The organism is Haloarchaeobius amylolyticus (genome assembly GCF_042678045.1).
Taxonomy (GTDB): Archaea; Halobacteriota; Halobacteria; order Halobacteriales; family Natrialbaceae; genus Natrinema; species Natrinema amylolyticus_A.
Genome location: NZ_JBHUDI010000009.1, coordinates 352,630 through 367,835 on the forward strand (window position 1 = coordinate 352,630; position 15,206 = coordinate 367,835).

A 15,206-nucleotide genomic window follows, 5' to 3' on the forward strand; every position below is an offset into this window, starting at 1 on the left:
GCGCCCCACGACGACCGCTCGCACTTACTCGCGTGCGAACTCCTCGCCGTACTCGGCGTCGATCGTCACCGTCGTCTCGGCACGGTCGACCGACTTCGTGGTCGCTTCCGTCCCCAGCGAGGACTCGAGTCCGTCTTCGTCGACCAGGTCGTCACTGCTGTAGCTGACGGTCGCGCGTGCAGTCGCGGCATCTCCGGCAACCGACAGACCCTGGTGGACGCCATAGGACCCGTCGAACGCACCGAATTCGAACTGTAAGCTGTCGGTGTCGCTCGCCTGATCGTCCGAAAGCGTGCTCGAGTCGAACGCGTCGTCGTCGGTGTAGAGACAACAGGCGATCCCGCTGTTGTCGCCGGCTCGAAGCAGTTGCTCGAAGTCGTCGTCGGCCTCGTGTTTCGGTGCTTGTTCGCCGGCTGCTGTCGCGACCGTTCGCTCGACGGCGGTCACCGGATCGAACGACGAGTCGCCCCCGTTCGGATACGAGTACGCGTACACGTCGTCTGTAACGCCAACGACCTCGTCGCTGCTGCTGTCGGCGTAGACGGAGTAGCCGTCGGCCTCGGTCTCGATGGAGTAGCCTGCGGCCTCGAGGTCGGTTGCGACGCCGTCGCGGTCATAGGAGCCGACGAGTGCGTACACGCCGTCGGCGTAGACGAACTGTTCCTCGCCGTTTTCGGTCTCGTTGTTGTCGTTGTATGCGTCGAAGCCAGCGGAGGTGCCGAGCTGTCCGAGCCCGAACCAACAGAGGAGCGCAACGACGACGGGGTTACCGACCAGTGGATCCGTCGGTTCCTTGCCCGCCTCGGCTCCCTCGTCGTTGACCAGGGTGTACATCGTCTCGACGTCGATCGCCCCGTAGAAGTACTCCGGCTGCTCGGTCGTCGGCAGCATCGAGGCGTACGGTGGCAACTCGCCGCCAGCCGAGTCGGTCGATCCATCAGTGGCAGGATCCGTGCCATTCCCGTTTCCGTCGGATGATTCCGAGCAGCCGGCGAGAAACGCCATTCCGCCAGCCAGCAGTCCCAGCGCGTTCCGTCGGTGAAGATCAGTCATCCCGTGGTGATGGTCACCGAACCCGTATTATTGTACTGGCCTGTGGGCGATGGCCCGTCGCACACGTATTCCGTTACGATCGAACCGCGGTCCTGTTACGACCGATCCGCGTTCTCGGCCGGTCGTTCGGTCGCCCGGCGGAGTATCCCGAGTAACGTGTTCGCCTCGCGCTCGGTCAGATCGGCTCGGCCGAACACCCGACGGAGCATCCGCATCGTCTTGTCACGCTTTTCGTCGGGATGGTTAAGTTCCTCGAGCAGCGCACCCCACTGATCGTAGAGCCGATCGACGGTCGGTTCGGGGGCGCGGACGCGCTCGACGTCGGGCAACTGGGTCTCGTCGCCGAGGGTCAGCGATCGGAGTTCGTAGAGCGCGATCGTGGCGGCCTGCCCGAGGTTGAGCACGGGGTAGTCCGCGTTTGCCGGGATCGAGCAGATTTCGTCGATCCGGGCGAGTTCTTCGTTCGTCAGGCCGACGCGTTCGCGCCCGAAGACGAGCGCGGTCGGTGCCTCGACGGTCGGCAGCCGGTCGGCGAGGTCGGCGGGCGTCGAGTAGGGAAATCGCACGTGGCTGTTGTCGTCTTCGTTCGTCACCGCCGTACAGCCGATCGTGTGATAGTTTTCTACGAGATGATCGAAACTGATCTCGTCGGCGTTCGGGAGCACGTCCTCGCGAGCGTGACCGGCGAAGCCGTATGCCTCGCCGTCGGGGTCGAGTTCGGGCGGTTCGACGAGCAAGAGCTCCTCGAAGCCGAAGTTCTTCATTGCGCGGGCGATGGTGCCGACGTTGCCGGGCGACTGTGCGTCGACGACCGCAACCGCCGGCGGCGTTCGACTCGCAGGTGGGTCGGTCGGTGACGAGTCGTCGGTCATTGGCTCGAGGGTGTGACGTGCTCGAGGGGGGTCGGTGCTGTCAGGTCGCTGTCCACATCGGTGGCAGACGGCGATCGTGACTGGAACGCTGTACCCATCGGATTCATAGCCGGGATTCAGTGTGGGACCGCAAAAAGAGACGCGTTCGCGTTTCGGTGGCAGCTATCGATCGATTCTCTATCGTTCTAGTGTTGTTCTTCTCTCTAGTTGTGTTCTAGCTAGTAAGTAGATAGTGAAGAGATAGAGAATATCTAGTAGTGAGATGATCTAGATAACCGAGACGCCAGTCATCCCTGAAGCACTGCGGGGGTCACTAGCGGATGTATTTTCGCCTGGAGAGCCCTCAGAACGGAGCGTACTGATAGTATAGCTGCAAGAGATCGAATGTGAGGGGGACACACCCCCCTCGCGTTTGTAACGCCATATCCGTGTGGAGGTTCTGATCTGGAACACACCTCCGTCGCGAATGTAAATTCGGGCTGAAACCGGCATTTTATTCCGCAAATCCGGTGATCTGTCTCGACCACCCTTCCCCTCTCACCGTTACAAACGCGAGGGGGGTGTGGGCCCGGTGGCTAATCGACAGATCCGTTCCTCGAGCCCTTCTCGAACCCGGTATGGACAGTATCACGGGTATCCTGTCCGCTGCTATCAAACAGAAATAGGGAGCCGAAACCGGAGACAACGTATTGCTAACTGGGTCGAACGTGCGTGCTTTACACTCGCGACGGGGGTGGGGGTGTCCACCGTGATCGATCACAAGCGCGAGGCTGGCGTTTCGAACGATAATCGCGTATGCGGCCGTTGTACCCTATCCGAGTCGCTCTGACGGCTGATTTACATCCGCGAGCGATCTCCACAGCTTTATTTCAGTCCAGTTGAAAGGGTCGGAGTAGCGCAATGTCCGCCAACGACGATCGAGACCCGCTCTTTCGGTACGACGATCCGGTCTTTGCCGACGAGCGTCTGCTCGAGATCACGCACCTGCCCGGTCCGGATCGGATCGTCGGTCGTGACGAGCAGATGCAACGGGTTGCGGACGCCCTGAACCCGGCGATTTTCGGGAGCGAGCCCAACCACCTCTTTATTTTCGGCAAGACCGGAACCGGCAAGTCACTTATTTCGCGCTCGGTCACCCAACGCGTTATTACGGAGGCCCAGCACGACGACGTCACCGTGAAGTACGCCTTCATCGACTGTGGCGAACAGAACACGGAGGCGTCGATCGTCAAGACGATCGCCCAACTCGTCAACGATCCCGACCAGAGCGGGGTCACCGTTCCGGATCGCGGCCTGGGGACCGGCGACTACTACAAGCGCCTCTGGCAGGCCGTCGACCACTGTACCGACGTCACCATCGTCATTTTGGACGAGATCGACATGCTCGAGGACGACGAAGTCCTCCGCAAACTGTCGCGAGCCGGGGAGAACCGACGCATCTCGGACTCGAGTATCGGCATTATCGGCATCTCGAACAAGATCGACTTCCCGGATCACCTCTCCGAACGCGTCAAGTCGAGTCTCTCGCGTGACGAACTCGTCTTCTCGCCGTATGATGCGAACCAACTCGTCGAGATTCTGGAGAAACGCCGCGACGCGTTCCACGATGGGGTGCTCTCCGACGACGTGATTCCGCTGACCGCCGCGCTCGCCGCCCAGGAACACGGTGACGCGCGCAAGGCGATCGACATTCTCCGAAACGCCGGCCGGATCGCCAAGAAACGAAACGAGTCTCAGGTCACGGCCGACCACGTCCGCGACGCGAAAGAGAAAACCGAGGCCGACCGCTTCAACGAACTCATCGAGGGCTCGCCCCAGCAGGCCAAGGCGATCCTCTACTCGCTGACGCTGCTGACCGAGAACAGCTCGGAAAAGGAGTTCCCGACGAAGATCATCTACAACCAGTACAAGGAAGTCGCCCGCCAACTCGACTTCGACGTCCTCTCCGAACGCCGGGTCCAGGAGATCCTCCAGGAACAGAACTTCCTCAACGTCATCCAGTCCGAACGCGAGGGACGCGGCCGCGGCCGCGGCGCACACGCGAAACATCGCCTGCTCGAGAATCCCTCGATCGTCAAGAAAGTCCTCCTGCGTGACTCGCGGCTGGCCGTTCTGGAAGACGACGAGTAGCGGATCGGCTGCTTAGCTACTGTCGTCTCTTTTTCAATCAGTCTCTCTAGACGACTACTGCTCCTTATATATTGGTCACGTGATGTCGAAAACCGACACTAGGTGAACAAATAGGTGCTAATCTAGATTGGACTGAAATCTTATAGTAACATAGCCTAATTCCAAACTACAACTGATGACGAACTTCGTTACCGAACTCCAAACGTCCGTGATGGCAAACCGGATGGCGGTCGCACTCGAGCGCGACGATTCGATGACGTTCTCACAGCTGTGGTCCGCGACGAACTCGTTCGCGGGTGGGCTCACGAACCGGGAGATTTCGGCCGGCGACTGTGTGGTGATTCACACCTCGAATCCGCGAGCCGTGTTGATCGCCGTCTACGGGACGCTTAGAGCCGGTTGCGTCCCCGTTACCCTCCCACAGTCGTACGAAAGCTGGGACGTCAGACACGTATTGAACGAGACCGAGGCGAAGGCACTGGTCACCGACTCGAGTCCGATCATGGGGTTGCTCGCGAGCAGCGAGCCGTTGCGCGTCGCGGTCACCGTCGACAGCGACGCGCGGATGGGAATTGACTTTCCTGACTTCCTCGATAACGGTGGGATGAACGGCGCAAACTCGCGGACCGGGATCGATGTCGTGCGATGTGCGGACGACACACCGGGGCTGATCGCGTACCTCGAGCGGGACACCGACGAGCCACTCGCCGTCGTCTACACGCACGCTGCTCTCAGCGCTAGTGCCGCTGCCGGGGCGACGATCTGTCGGGACGAGGAGAGTACCACGCTCGAGGCACACCTCGGGGCGTGTCCGCTCTCGAACCCGATCGAGCTGTTGTTCGGTGCGAACGCGACGCTCGTCAGCGGTGGCCGATACCGACCGGTCGCAAGCCCGGACCCGGACACGATCCGGTCGTTGCTCGTCGCCACCGACGTCGATCGGGCTTTTGTCACCCCCGCGCAGTACGACGCGCTTCGAGCGAGCGAGACGAGCATGGCCAGACGCGGGCTCGCGATCGTCGACGCGATGCCCACGACGACCGTCGACCAGGTGGCCGAGACCGACGACGCCGTCCGGCTCGTCGGCCGGCCGGAGACGGGAATCACCCACGTTCGCACGCGTGAGGACATCGACGCCGGCTGGCTCGGCCGACCGCTCTCCGACGCGCGAGCTCGCGTCGTCAGCGGACCGACGGGCGGGGAACTCGCCGTCAGCGGGCCAGGTTCGATGGCTGCCTACTACGAACGGCCGTCGCTGACCGACGACGTGACTGTTACCATCGACGGCACGTGCTGGCTCAGGACCGGCGTTCCCGCGACCGCCCAGGACGGGACGGTCTTTCTCGCCGAGGACGCCGACGCTGCCCGTGAGACGGCGGCGACGTGAGCGAGCACCGTTCGCCGGAACCACGATGCCTTTTGGCGTCGCCGCCACAGACGGGGTATGGACAGCGTCGACGCCGCCGGCCTGGGGATCGGTGACGAGTATCCACCCCGGATCATGGGCGTGTTGAACATCAGCGAAGAGTCGCCGTACGATCCGAGCGTCTACGACGACCCCGGCGAGGCGGCCCAGTACGTCGACGAGGAACTGATCGGCGAAGGAGCCGACATCGTCGACATCGGCCTCGAGTCGGCGAACAAACGCTTCGAGGTGCTCTCGGCCGAGGAGGAACTCGACCGACTCCACATCGCGCTCGAGACGATCGAGAGCGTCTCCGGGGACGCGATCTTCTCGATCGAGACCCGCTACGCCGACGTCGCCGACGAGGCTCTCTCGAAGGGCTTCGACATGGTCAACGATATCTGTGGCTTCGCCGATCCGGAGATGCCTGCAGTCTGTGAGGATCACGACGCCGCGGTCGCGAAGATGGCGAGCCCGCCGGATATCGAGCGCCCCGGTGCCGTCGAGGAGACCGACTGGGCCGCCCGGAAATCACCAAAGTGGGCCGCACAGGCCGACTACGTCGATCAGGTCTACGAGGCGCTGAAACAGAACGGCCTGACCGACAAAACGATCGTTGACCCCGCATTCGGCGGCTGGAGCGAGGCCCAGACGCTCGCCGACGACCGCGAGACGTTCCGTCGACTGCGGGAGTTTCGGGCGCTCGAGCGGCCGCTGCTGGTCTCGATCAACCGAAAGAACTTCCTCGGCGAGATCGCCGGCCGCGAGACCGACGAGCGGCTCCCGGCTAGCCTCGCAGCGACCGCGATGGCCGTCGAGCACGGCGCGCACGTGATCCGGACCCACGATGTCGCTGAGACGCGCGATGCAGCACTGATCGGGAAGGCGTTTACCGAGCGTGCGAGCGCGACCGCGGACGGACTCGAGGTCTCGCAACTGGACGCCCACTCGACCCGCGAGTTCCGAACGCAGCTTCGCGAGCGTGGTGTCGATCCCGCGGTCGCTGACAACTGGCAGGGCCAACTCCTCGAGTTCGACGGCCTCGATCCCGACGCGAATGATCGGCTCGCGGCCATCGCGGCCGAACAGGGAGCGGTCGTCAGACGCGCGACTGACGGCTCGTATCTGCTCGTAGGATCGACAGCTGACGTTTCCGGCGTTGCTGGCGAGCTCGCAGCTGAGACCGGCCGTCTCGGGGTACTCGGTGAAAAGCTGTCAGGGCTGCTGCGTTAAGAGAAAGCTTATGCCGGAGGCTTCGAAATTGGGAAGTGGACGCCGGGCGGCCTCCCGGGTAGGGGTACTTTGGAGGCGACCCCCGGCCCACAACACGGAATTATTGCGGTACTACGCTTCCCAGTGACGACTGGATCCATTCTGCGGTGTCGGTCGAGACCGAACACACAAACGCGTACAGCGCCGAGCACGAGTCGAGTATGGAGTTCGACGAGTGGGAACCGGTCTACGAGGCCATCCTGCGTGATTTCGGGTACGACCGGGCCGGTGACGAGCGCGGACGAGACCTCCTCGCGTCGCTACTCGAGACAGCGTTCGATCCCGCTGGGCTCTCGAAAATCCGCGGCGCGACCGTCGCGGTCGCCGGTGCCGGTCCATCGCTCGAGACCGAGCGGGCTCTCGAGCGAGCGCGCGCGGCCGACGCCATCGTCGCCGCCTCGACTGCCGTCGACACCCTTGCGAGCCACGGAATCGACGTCGATTGCATGGTGACCGATCTCGACAAGAATCCCGACACCGTCGTGGCACTCACCGAACGCGGCGTTCCAGTCGCGGTCCACGCCCACGGTGACAATCTCGAGGCGATCCGTAGGGTCGTTCCCGACTGTGACGTTTCCCACGTCCTCCCCACGACGCAGGCCACGCCCCGCGGCCCGGTCCGAAACTACGGCGGCTTCACCGACGGCGATCGAGCGGCCTTTCTCGCCGACCACCTCGACGCCGCGAGCCTCACCTTCGTCGGTTGGGACTTCGACGATCCCGCAGTCGACCCCGTGAAAGCGCGCAAACTCGAGTGGGCCGAACGACTCCTCTACTGGCTCGAGTCGCGCCGCGACGAGCGGTTTGCGATTCTCGACGGTCGGCGAGACGCGATCGATACCGACGCGATTCCCGTCGCCGAGCCGTAGCGCCGACGTTGTCGGATTCGTTTTCTCCGTCTGCCACGTGTTGCTCACCGGATTCGATACTCGACGATATCGCTGCTGCCACAGGACGGACACGTTACCTCCGACTCGAGTGTCGTTCCACACCGTCGACACTCCTCGATGACCGTGTGATCGTCACGCCGGCACAGGACCGCTGCGAGCGCTTTCCGCATCGTCGACTGCCGCTTCGGATCGTTCTTCTGACCCCGCATGGCCGGTCAGTTGCGAATATCACAATTCGTTATTGTCTCGTTATACGAACTGAAACGGGATTTGATCTCGATCTGATGCGGTAATCGGCCCCTACGGCCTCGAGCGCCCGCTTTCTCGACACTCAGCGGACGACGTCGTACCGAACGGGGTCGTCGGCGACCCGTTCGACCAGGCCCTCGCCTTCGAGCGCCTGCAGGTGTGCCGCCGCTTCGCCGGCACCGAACTTGACGTGGATGCCCTCGAGATCGCCGAACAGTTCGCGGGCGACCGCCCACGGCGTTTTCGCGGCTGTCGTCGGCTCGTCGCCTTCGAGCGCCGCAAGCACCCGCTGGGACCGCTCCCGATGGTGATCCAGAATCTCCGCGATGCGTCCCCGTTCGATCGCGGCTCCGTGACCGGGCAACAGCCGTTCCGGGCGATCGGCGAGTCGCTCGAGCGTCGCACGAAACGCTCCAAGTGGATCGCGTTCGACCCCCGATTCGGTGGTGTCGGTCGCGGACGCTGCCTCCGACTCGCGTCCGTCGTTCCGGAGCGTCCGGGTATCGCTGCCCCCGACGTTCGGTGTAATGGTCGACAACACGGCGTCGCCGACCAGCAGGAAATCGTCGCCGGCGAAGGCCGTATGGCCGAGCGTGTGGCCTGGGGTCGCAACGACCTCGAGCCCCGCGATCCGATCCCCGTCCGCGAGCCGTTCGACCGGCGTCTCGTCGGGTATCGGGGAGATCGAATCGCCCTCGATCACGCTGTCGACCGCTGCGGTCGGCACCCCACAGCGTCGCATCACCGCAGCGTCACGTTCGAGGCGGCGTTCGCGTTCGCGTGCGTAGTCGGCTACCAGTGGTGCGTCGCCGGCGCCCATCGCGAGCGTCGCGTCGGCTACCTCGGCCAGCCGCGGCGCGAGCCCGGCGTGGTCTGCGTGCCAGTGGGTAACGAGGACGTACTCGAGGGCCACAGGAGCGACGCCGGCGCGCTCGAGACCCGCCTGTAGCTCCCGCCACGCTCGGTCGGTCGGTGGACCTGGGTCGACGACGACGCGGTCGGCGACGAGATACGCGCTGTTGCCACCTTCGGGTCCGTCCCCGCCGACGTCGATTCGCGAAACGGAATCAGCAGCCATGACGCGAGTGTCCGGCTCGAGATCCCTTATACGGTTTGCTGTCACGATTTACCGGTGGGACCGCAGGGCGGTCGCGGTCCCACCGGCACTGACTGACAGTAGACCGTATTAGTCGCCCTGTTCGACCCCGGCGAGGGAACGGCCGGCTCCGAGAGCACGGCTCGCTCGAGGACGAGCCGAATCGATCGTCTAAAATAGCGCGTCGAGTTCTCCGCCGGTGTCCATCAGCGACGCGAACTCCTCGTCGGCGCTGGCCTGGACGTCCGCGGTCGTCTCCTGTGCTTCGATCGCGACCTGCTGGAGCTGGTCGATCCGTGGCACGTCGGTCACGCCCGACAGCAGGACGATCGCACCGACCTCGTCGCGGTCGGGGAGCGGGTAGTCGCCGCCGCGGATCTCCATGCTGCCGGTTTCGTCCTCGAGCCACTGGCGGCCGCGCTCGACGCCCTTGCGGTTCAAGTGGGACGGCGGACCGGTGGCGACGACGAGGCCGCGATCTGCGCTGGCGACGTCGCAGGGCAATGTTAACCGCCCGAGCGTCGCCTTACGGACGAGGCTAGTCAGCCGGTTGGTTGCCGTCCCTTCGTCGAACGTCTCGCCACCGCCGGTCAGCGAGGCGAGCAGGCCGTCGTTCGTCTCGACCGTCTCGCTCGCGTAGCCGATCGTCGAAACGCCGCTGCTCGAGAGCGTGTTGATGATCTCCGAGGAGTCGACGACGCTCTCGGCGACGTGGTCGCCCTGCTGGACCTCGCCGGCGGCAAAGAGGAGGCCGAACCGTTCGACGATCTCGCGGTTGATCCGGTCGTAGCCGCTGCCGACGGACTCGCCGGCGCTGCGCCAGGCGTCGTTGTCGAAAAGCAGCAGGTTGTCGACCTCGTCGACGAACGTCCGGAACGACCGGGCGGCGTTGAGCGTGTAGATACCACCCTCGTCGGTCCCCGGCAGGAGACCCAGCCCGTAGACGGGCTGGGTGTAGATCCGTTGTAAGTGGTTCGCGAGCACCGGTGCGCCGCCGCTGCCGGTGCCGCCGCCCATGCCGGCGACGATGAGGAACGCGTCGACCTCGTGGGTCGGAATCCGATCGATCGCGCCTTGAATCTCGTCGCTGTCTTCCTCGGCGATTGCCGCGCCGAGTTCGTTGTCCGCACCGACGCCGTGGCCTTTGACGCGAGCCTGTCCGATGAGGACGCGGTTCTCGGTCGGGACGTGCTCGAGCCCCTTGAGATCCGTCGTCGCGGAGTTGACTGCGATCGCCGATTCGACGAAGCCGCCGTCGACTCGAGCGTCGAACGCCAGGAACTCGTCGACGACCTTCCCGCCTGCCTGACCGAAGCCGATGAGTGCGAGTTTCATAGCTGTCTCTCGTGGCCGCTCCCTGGGTGGCCGCGACCGATCGGCGAGGATCGGCGCGTCCCAGTGACGTGGGAACGGGTTCCACACCACGACGGTCCGGGGACGCAGGCATTGTTATGGCCGGCATACGAATGGACCAAAGACTTTCACGGACTCATTATACTCTTCCAACGACGACGTTCATTGATCGGTGATCGTTGGGGACACTCGCGTCCGGCCGTCGCTCACGGATCGCCGGAAACACGATATTTTCCCTCCACGAGTCGTCAGTTCGAGTGTGATCGTACACTGGCACCGCCGGGATCTCCGCCCGAGCGACAATCGCGGGCTCGCACGCGCCGCTGGCGACGGGCCGGTCGTTCCGCTGTTCGTCCTCGATCCGACCGTCCTCGAGCACGCCTCGCCGATCCGGGTCGCGTGTCTGCTCGAGGCCCTCGACGACCTGCGGACGTGGTACCGCGAGCGCGGGAGCGACCTGCTCGTCGTCCGCGGCGAGGCGAGCGCGGTCGTCCCCGAGGTCGCAACCGAGTACGACGCGCGTCGCGTCGTCTGGAACGAGGACTACAGCGGCCTCGCGGCGGAGCGCGATCGAGCCGTTCGGGCAGCGCTCGAGGACGCCGACGTCACGTGCGAGTCGATCCACGACGCCATTCACCACGAACCGGGGTCGATCACGCCGAATCAGGGCACACACTACGCGGTGTTTTCCTACTTCTGGAAGAAGTGGCGCGACCGCGAGAAACGGGACCCGGCCGACGAGCCCGATCCGGGCGACCTCGCTACTGTCTCGGGCGACCCGATCCCGTCGCTCGCGGACCTGGGGTTCGACGACCCCGAGGCGACGCCGCCGACGGTGACGACGGCGGCCGCTCGAGAGCGCGTCGCGGCGTTCTGTTCGGGGCCGATCTACGACTACGCGGCGCGACGCGACTACCCTGCCGAGAGCGGGACCTCGCGGCTCTCCCCCCATCTCAAGTGGGGGACGGTCGGCCCGCGGGAACTGTACGCGGCGACCGAACGAGCCGCCCAGCGGGCGGAGACGGACGACGACCGCGAGAGCGTCCGTGCGTTCCAGCGCCAACTCGCCTGGCGGGAGTTCTACGCCCACGTGCTGGCGTTCAACCCCGAAACCGTCACCGAGAACTTCAGCGGCTACGAGAACGAGATCGAGTGGCAGAACGACCCGGCCGAGCTCGAGGCCTGGCAGACCGGCGAGACGGGGTATCCGATCGTCGACGCGGGGATGCGCCAGCTTCTCGCGGAGGGGTGGATGCACAACCGCGTGCGGATGCTCGTCGCCTCGTTTCTGACCAAGGACCTCCTGACCGACTGGCGAGCGGGCTACGACTGGTTCCGGGCGAAACTCGCCGACCACGACACGGCGAACGACGTCGGCGGCTGGCAGTGGGCGGGCTCGACCGGCACCGACGCCCAGCCGTACTTCCGGGTGTTCAACCCGATGAAACAGGGGCGGGAGTACGACCCCGACGGCGAGTACATCCGCGAGTACGTCCCCGAACTCGCCGACGCGACCGCCGACGAGATCCACAGCTGGCACGAACTCGAGCCGGCTGAACGAGAACGGGTGGCTCCTGCATATCCGGCGCCGATCGTCGACCACGCCGAACGCCGGAAGCGAGCGATCGACCTGTTCGAACGGGCCCGCGGCGAGTGATCGGCAGAGCGGACACGCGGCCGACCGTGACGCCGATCCGAGAGCGATTCTTGATCGGTACCACCTAGTATTGCGGAAAATACATTACCATTGGATACTAAATTACGGCCTTCGACAACATCCTTATGAACCAGAACGCCATAGAGTGCTAGTATGTCCACCTCGGATGAAACGTCGGTATCTGACGGGGCGGCCCCTCCGTCGCAGGCGATCATCGAGGCCATCGCCGCCGAAGAGGGCGTCGACGTCACCGACGTCGAGCCCCCGGCGTACGACCCGCTGTTTACGGTCGTCAATCCTGAGGCGCTCGACGACCTGTTCACCACGACTGCTGGCGGTGCCAGCAACGCGGTGGTCTCTTTCGAGTACGAGGGCTACGAGGTCGTCGTCCATGCTGACGGCGTCGAGGTTCGCGAGCGGTCGTCGACCGACTCGCTCAACAGTTCGGTCGAGGGGTAGGTACTCGGCGGCTCACTCTGCCCAGTACGCCTCCCCGGATTGGGTTTCGAAGATCGCCCGCCCGAGCAGGTCGATCGCCTTCTCGAGGCCTTCTCTCGAACTGGTCAGGGAGTCTTCGTGTTCGATGCTCAGCGCACCGTCGTAGCCGACCATCCGTAGCGTGGAGACGATATCCTTCCAGTGGGTTTCGTCGTGGCCGTATCCCACCGAGCGAAACAGCCACGACCGGTTCGGCTCGTCCTCGTACGGCGTCGTATCGAGGACGCCCTTCTCGCGAGCCTGTGCGTCGTAGATCCGGGTGTCCTTGGCGTGGACGTGGTGGATCGCATCGCGCTCGCCCAGATACCGGATCGCGTCGGTGATGGAGATCCCCTGCCAGTAGAGATGCGAGGGATCGAAGTTCGCGCCGATCCGGTCGCCGGTCTCTTCGCGTAGCCGTGCCATCCCATGCGGTTCGTAGACCAGCATGTTCGGGTGCATCTCGATCGCGACGTCGACGTCGTGATCTGCAGCGTGATCGGCGAGCTCGCCCCAGTACTCGATCGCTCGTTCCCACTGGTACTCGAGTGCCTCGGCGTGTTGTGGCGGCCAGGGTGCGGTGATCCAGTTGGGCGTCTCGTCGGCCGGACTGCCCGCTGGAAGTCCCGAGAAGCAAGTGACGGCGTCGACCTCGAGCTGGCCGGCCAGCCGGATCGCCTCACGGAGTTCGGTGTCGGCGTGTTCGGCACGCTCCTCGTCCGGGTGCAAGGGGTTGTTGTGCGTCGCGAGCGCGCTGATCTCCATGTCGTACTCCGCGAGCAAGTCGGTGAGTTCGGCCTGTTCGCTCTCGTCGTCGAGATACGCCGATCGGGTGAGGTGGTCGTCTCCCGGGTGGCCGCCGACGCCGGGTTCGATCGCGCCGACGCCGAGCCCGTCGAGATACGGCAGGGCTTTCTCGAGCGATTCGTCGGCCAGCGGCGGAGTGTGAACGCCGATCTTCATGGGGACAGCGACCACATCCGGCGAAATAAAACGAGGGCTGGCATTCACTCGGTGGCGGCGGGTGTCGACTCCGGACGTGGTCGAGTCAGCCGCTGATCGTCAGAACCCCGCCGTTGACGGTCACGTCGTCGGCGTCGTCTGGGACGGCGAACTCGAACTGCTCGTCGCCGACGATGACGATCGCCGTGTCGTCGACGACGTCGACTGTCGGCGTCTCGCCGGTGGGGCCGAAATCGACGGCGATGACGCTTTCGTCCTCGTATTCGCGGTTGGTGATCGTAATATCTGTCGTCTCGCCTGCTGCGGCTTTCAGTTCAGGGGGCGTTTCCATACGCCCTCTTGGTGGCTCACGACCGTAAACGTCGTGCCCGATACTGCTCGTCAGCCACGCTCTGGCACCGAGTTGCCGGTGTGACCGCAGGACGGCTGCGGTGCCACGGGTGTGCCAACACCGGGAGCATCAGTCCTCGAGTGCGACCGTCCGTCCCTTTTCGCTCGAGTCGTAGATCCCGTCGATGACCCGCTGGACTGCGAGTGCCTCCTCGACGGTGTTTTGGCGCTCCCCGTCGTTGGCGATCCGATCGAAAAAGGCCTGCTGCTCGTCCGAATGGGTATCGTTCTGGCGCGTCTCGACCGACGTGTCCTCGAGGTGATCCGGACCGATGCTGCTCGCCGAGTAGATAGAAAGGTCGCCCTCGAGGAGGTCGAAGCGGGCGGCGGCGTCGGTCCCGCGAGCGATGAACTCGTGGGTGGCCGGCCGGTTGGTCGCCCATGCGACCTCGAGTGAGATCGTTCGGTTCCCCGCACACCGAATGAAGGCGCTGGCGGAATCGTCGACGTCGAACCCGCCGGGACCTGCGTCCTCGGCCCACATGTCGAGATAGGCGTACTCCTCGCGGGAGCCGAACTCACTGCGAGCCACGCCGCTTACCTCCTCGACGTCGGGGTACCCGAGCAGGTATAACGCCAGATCGATTGCGTGGACGCCTAGATCGATAAGCGCACCGCCGCCGGCGATCTGCCGGCGAGTGAACCACGAGCCACGGCCCGGGATCCCGCGCCGACGGACGTAGTTGGCCTCGACGTGTGACACGTCGCCGAGTTCTCCCCGATCGATACGGTTTTTCACGATCCGGACCGTGTTCGCAAACCGGTTGTTGAACCCCACCATGGCATAGCCGTCCGAATCCGCGGCTGCCTCGGCGATCTGCTCTGCGCTGTCGACGGAGTGACCGAGTGGCTTCTCGAGCAAAACGTGGAGGTCCCGTTCGAAGGCGTCGACCGCGTACTCTTCGTGGTACTTGTTCGGTGTCGTGATGATGACGGCGTCGACGGTATCGTACAACTCGTGATGATCGTCGTAGACGTCGACGTCGTATCGGCGGGTAAAGCGTGTCCGTGCCTCGGCGGCGACGTCCATGCCACCGGCGAGTGTCACGCCGTGCTCGACGAGTCGTTCCGCGTGATACTGGCCGATGTTGCCGAGCCCGACGATTCCAGCGTTGATATCGGATCGATCTTGTATCATTTCGATGTCGTTGGTGTGCTGTCCGCGGCCGTTTCGTTTCAGTCCGATACACCCATTCCCGCTATATCAAATCATTCGGCTCGAGCGACTTCTCTCCATCGCCAACTGAGTGCGTGGATCGAAGATCGCTTCCTCCGGCCGCCGATTCGGGAGACCTGTTCTATCAGCAGCCGGACTGATCCAGCCCCCGATCGCACACGACCGGTCGTCGCCAGCGAGGTGGAGGGACTACGACGCGATCGGTGTGTGAATCGGGTCCGT

14 protein-coding genes are annotated in these 15,206 nt (G+C 64.3%); 6 read left to right on the top strand and 8 right to left on the bottom strand.

Annotated features, from left to right (window positions below; all coding sequences use genetic code 11):
* Window positions 1-24 precede the first annotated feature (24 nt).
* Window positions 25-1,053, bottom strand: a complete 1,029-nt coding sequence (locus ACFR99_RS15480) for a hypothetical protein (RefSeq protein ID WP_390289008.1) — start codon at window positions 1,051-1,053, stop codon at window positions 25-27.
* Between the two features lie 95 nt (window positions 1,054-1,148).
* The gene (locus ACFR99_RS15485; RefSeq protein WP_390289011.1) at window positions 1,149-1,925 is read right to left on the bottom strand and encodes an RNA methyltransferase; all 777 of its coding nucleotides are present in this window, start codon (window positions 1,923-1,925) and stop codon (window positions 1,149-1,151) included.
* A 900-nt stretch (window positions 1,926-2,825) separates the two neighbouring features.
* Here ACFR99_RS15485 and ACFR99_RS15490 point away from each other — a divergent pair.
* The 4 genes from ACFR99_RS15490 to ACFR99_RS15505 all read left to right on the top strand — a co-directional run bounded on the left by ACFR99_RS15490 (window position 2,826) and on the right by ACFR99_RS15505 (window position 7,601).
* Window positions 2,826-4,055, top strand: coding sequence for a Cdc6/Cdc18 family protein (locus ACFR99_RS15490; protein WP_390289014.1), 1,230 nt, complete (start codon window positions 2,826-2,828; stop codon window positions 4,053-4,055).
* A gap of 175 nt (window positions 4,056-4,230) precedes the next feature.
* Entirely contained in the window at window positions 4,231-5,442 is a 1,212-nt protein-coding gene (locus ACFR99_RS15495; RefSeq protein WP_390289017.1) for an AMP-binding protein, read from the top strand.
* Between the two features lie 57 nt (window positions 5,443-5,499).
* Window positions 5,500-6,693, top strand: coding sequence for a dihydropteroate synthase (gene folP, locus ACFR99_RS15500; protein ID WP_390289020.1), 1,194 nt, complete (start codon window positions 5,500-5,502; stop codon window positions 6,691-6,693).
* Between the two features lie 200 nt (window positions 6,694-6,893).
* Window positions 6,894-7,601, top strand: coding sequence for a 6-hydroxymethylpterin diphosphokinase MptE-like protein (locus tag ACFR99_RS15505; RefSeq protein ID WP_390289023.1), 708 nt, complete (start codon window positions 6,894-6,896; stop codon window positions 7,599-7,601).
* 44 nt (window positions 7,602-7,645) lie between these two features.
* Here the strand turns inward: ACFR99_RS15505 and ACFR99_RS15510 are convergent, their stop codons facing one another.
* From ACFR99_RS15510 to ACFR99_RS15520, 3 genes are all read right to left on the bottom strand, one after another.
* Window positions 7,646-7,831, bottom strand: a complete 186-nt coding sequence (locus ACFR99_RS15510) for a hypothetical protein (RefSeq protein WP_390289026.1) — start codon at window positions 7,829-7,831, stop codon at window positions 7,646-7,648.
* 122 nt (window positions 7,832-7,953) lie between these two features.
* Window positions 7,954-8,949, bottom strand: a complete 996-nt coding sequence (locus tag ACFR99_RS15515; RefSeq protein ID WP_390289029.1) for an MBL fold metallo-hydrolase — start codon at window positions 8,947-8,949, stop codon at window positions 7,954-7,956.
* A gap of 189 nt (window positions 8,950-9,138) precedes the next feature.
* Window positions 9,139-10,302, bottom strand: a complete 1,164-nt coding sequence (locus ACFR99_RS15520; protein ID WP_390289032.1) for a tubulin/FtsZ family protein — start codon at window positions 10,300-10,302, stop codon at window positions 9,139-9,141.
* Window positions 10,303-10,579: 277 nt separating this feature from the next.
* Here ACFR99_RS15520 and ACFR99_RS15525 point away from each other — a divergent pair, with 277 nt between their 5' ends.
* Window positions 10,580-11,977 carry a cryptochrome/photolyase family protein gene (locus tag ACFR99_RS15525; protein ID WP_390289035.1) on the top strand — a complete coding sequence of 466 codons (1,398 nt, stop codon included), beginning with the start codon at window positions 10,580-10,582 and terminating at the stop codon, window positions 11,975-11,977.
* Window positions 11,978-12,130: 153 nt separating this feature from the next.
* On the top strand, window positions 12,131-12,436 hold the full coding sequence (locus ACFR99_RS15530) for a HalOD1 output domain-containing protein (protein ID WP_390289038.1): 306 nt from the start codon (window positions 12,131-12,133) through the stop codon (window positions 12,434-12,436).
* Window positions 12,437-12,448: 12 nt separating this feature from the next.
* Here ACFR99_RS15530 and ACFR99_RS15535 read toward each other — a convergent pair whose 3' ends face one another.
* From ACFR99_RS15535 to ACFR99_RS15545, 3 genes are all read right to left on the bottom strand, one after another.
* Window positions 12,449-13,417 (bottom strand): sugar phosphate isomerase/epimerase family protein, encoded by a 969-nt coding sequence (locus ACFR99_RS15535; RefSeq protein ID WP_390289041.1) that lies wholly within the window; start codon window positions 13,415-13,417, stop codon window positions 12,449-12,451.
* Window positions 13,418-13,502: 85 nt separating this feature from the next.
* Window positions 13,503-13,748 carry a DUF7127 family protein gene (locus ACFR99_RS15540; RefSeq protein WP_390289044.1) on the bottom strand — a complete coding sequence of 82 codons (246 nt, stop codon included), beginning with the start codon at window positions 13,746-13,748 and terminating at the stop codon, window positions 13,503-13,505.
* Between the two features lie 129 nt (window positions 13,749-13,877).
* Window positions 13,878-14,945, bottom strand: coding sequence for a Gfo/Idh/MocA family protein (locus ACFR99_RS15545; RefSeq protein ID WP_390289047.1), 1,068 nt, complete (start codon window positions 14,943-14,945; stop codon window positions 13,878-13,880).
* Window positions 14,946-15,206: the final 261 nt, after the last annotated feature.

Bases quoted from the DNA above. Each gene is read 5' to 3' on its own strand.
- ACFR99_RS15480 (WP_390289008.1), bottom strand. From the start codon at position 1,053: ATGACTGATCTTCACCGACGGAACGCGCTGGGACTGCTGGCTGGCGGA.
- ACFR99_RS15485 (WP_390289011.1), bottom strand. From the start codon at position 1,925: ATGACCGACGACTCGTCACCGACCGACCCACCTGCGAGTCGAACGCCG.
- ACFR99_RS15490 (WP_390289014.1), top strand. From the start codon at position 2,826: ATGTCCGCCAACGACGATCGAGACCCGCTCTTTCGGTACGACGATCCG.
- ACFR99_RS15495 (WP_390289017.1), top strand. From the start codon at position 4,231: ATGACGAACTTCGTTACCGAACTCCAAACGTCCGTGATGGCAAACCGG.
- folP (WP_390289020.1), top strand. From the start codon at position 5,500: ATGGACAGCGTCGACGCCGCCGGCCTGGGGATCGGTGACGAGTATCCA.
- ACFR99_RS15505 (WP_390289023.1), top strand. From the start codon at position 6,894: ATGGAGTTCGACGAGTGGGAACCGGTCTACGAGGCCATCCTGCGTGAT.
- ACFR99_RS15510 (WP_390289026.1), bottom strand. From the start codon at position 7,831: ATGCGGGGTCAGAAGAACGATCCGAAGCGGCAGTCGACGATGCGGAAA.
- ACFR99_RS15515 (WP_390289029.1), bottom strand. From the start codon at position 8,949: ATGGCTGCTGATTCCGTTTCGCGAATCGACGTCGGCGGGGACGGACCC.
- ACFR99_RS15520 (WP_390289032.1), bottom strand. From the start codon at position 10,302: ATGAAACTCGCACTCATCGGCTTCGGTCAGGCAGGCGGGAAGGTCGTC.
- ACFR99_RS15530 (WP_390289038.1), top strand. From the start codon at position 12,131: ATGTCCACCTCGGATGAAACGTCGGTATCTGACGGGGCGGCCCCTCCG.
- ACFR99_RS15535 (WP_390289041.1), bottom strand. From the start codon at position 13,417: ATGAAGATCGGCGTTCACACTCCGCCGCTGGCCGACGAATCGCTCGAG.
- ACFR99_RS15540 (WP_390289044.1), bottom strand. From the start codon at position 13,748: ATGGAAACGCCCCCTGAACTGAAAGCCGCAGCAGGCGAGACGACAGAT.
- ACFR99_RS15545 (WP_390289047.1), bottom strand. From the start codon at position 14,945: ATGATACAAGATCGATCCGATATCAACGCTGGAATCGTCGGGCTCGGC.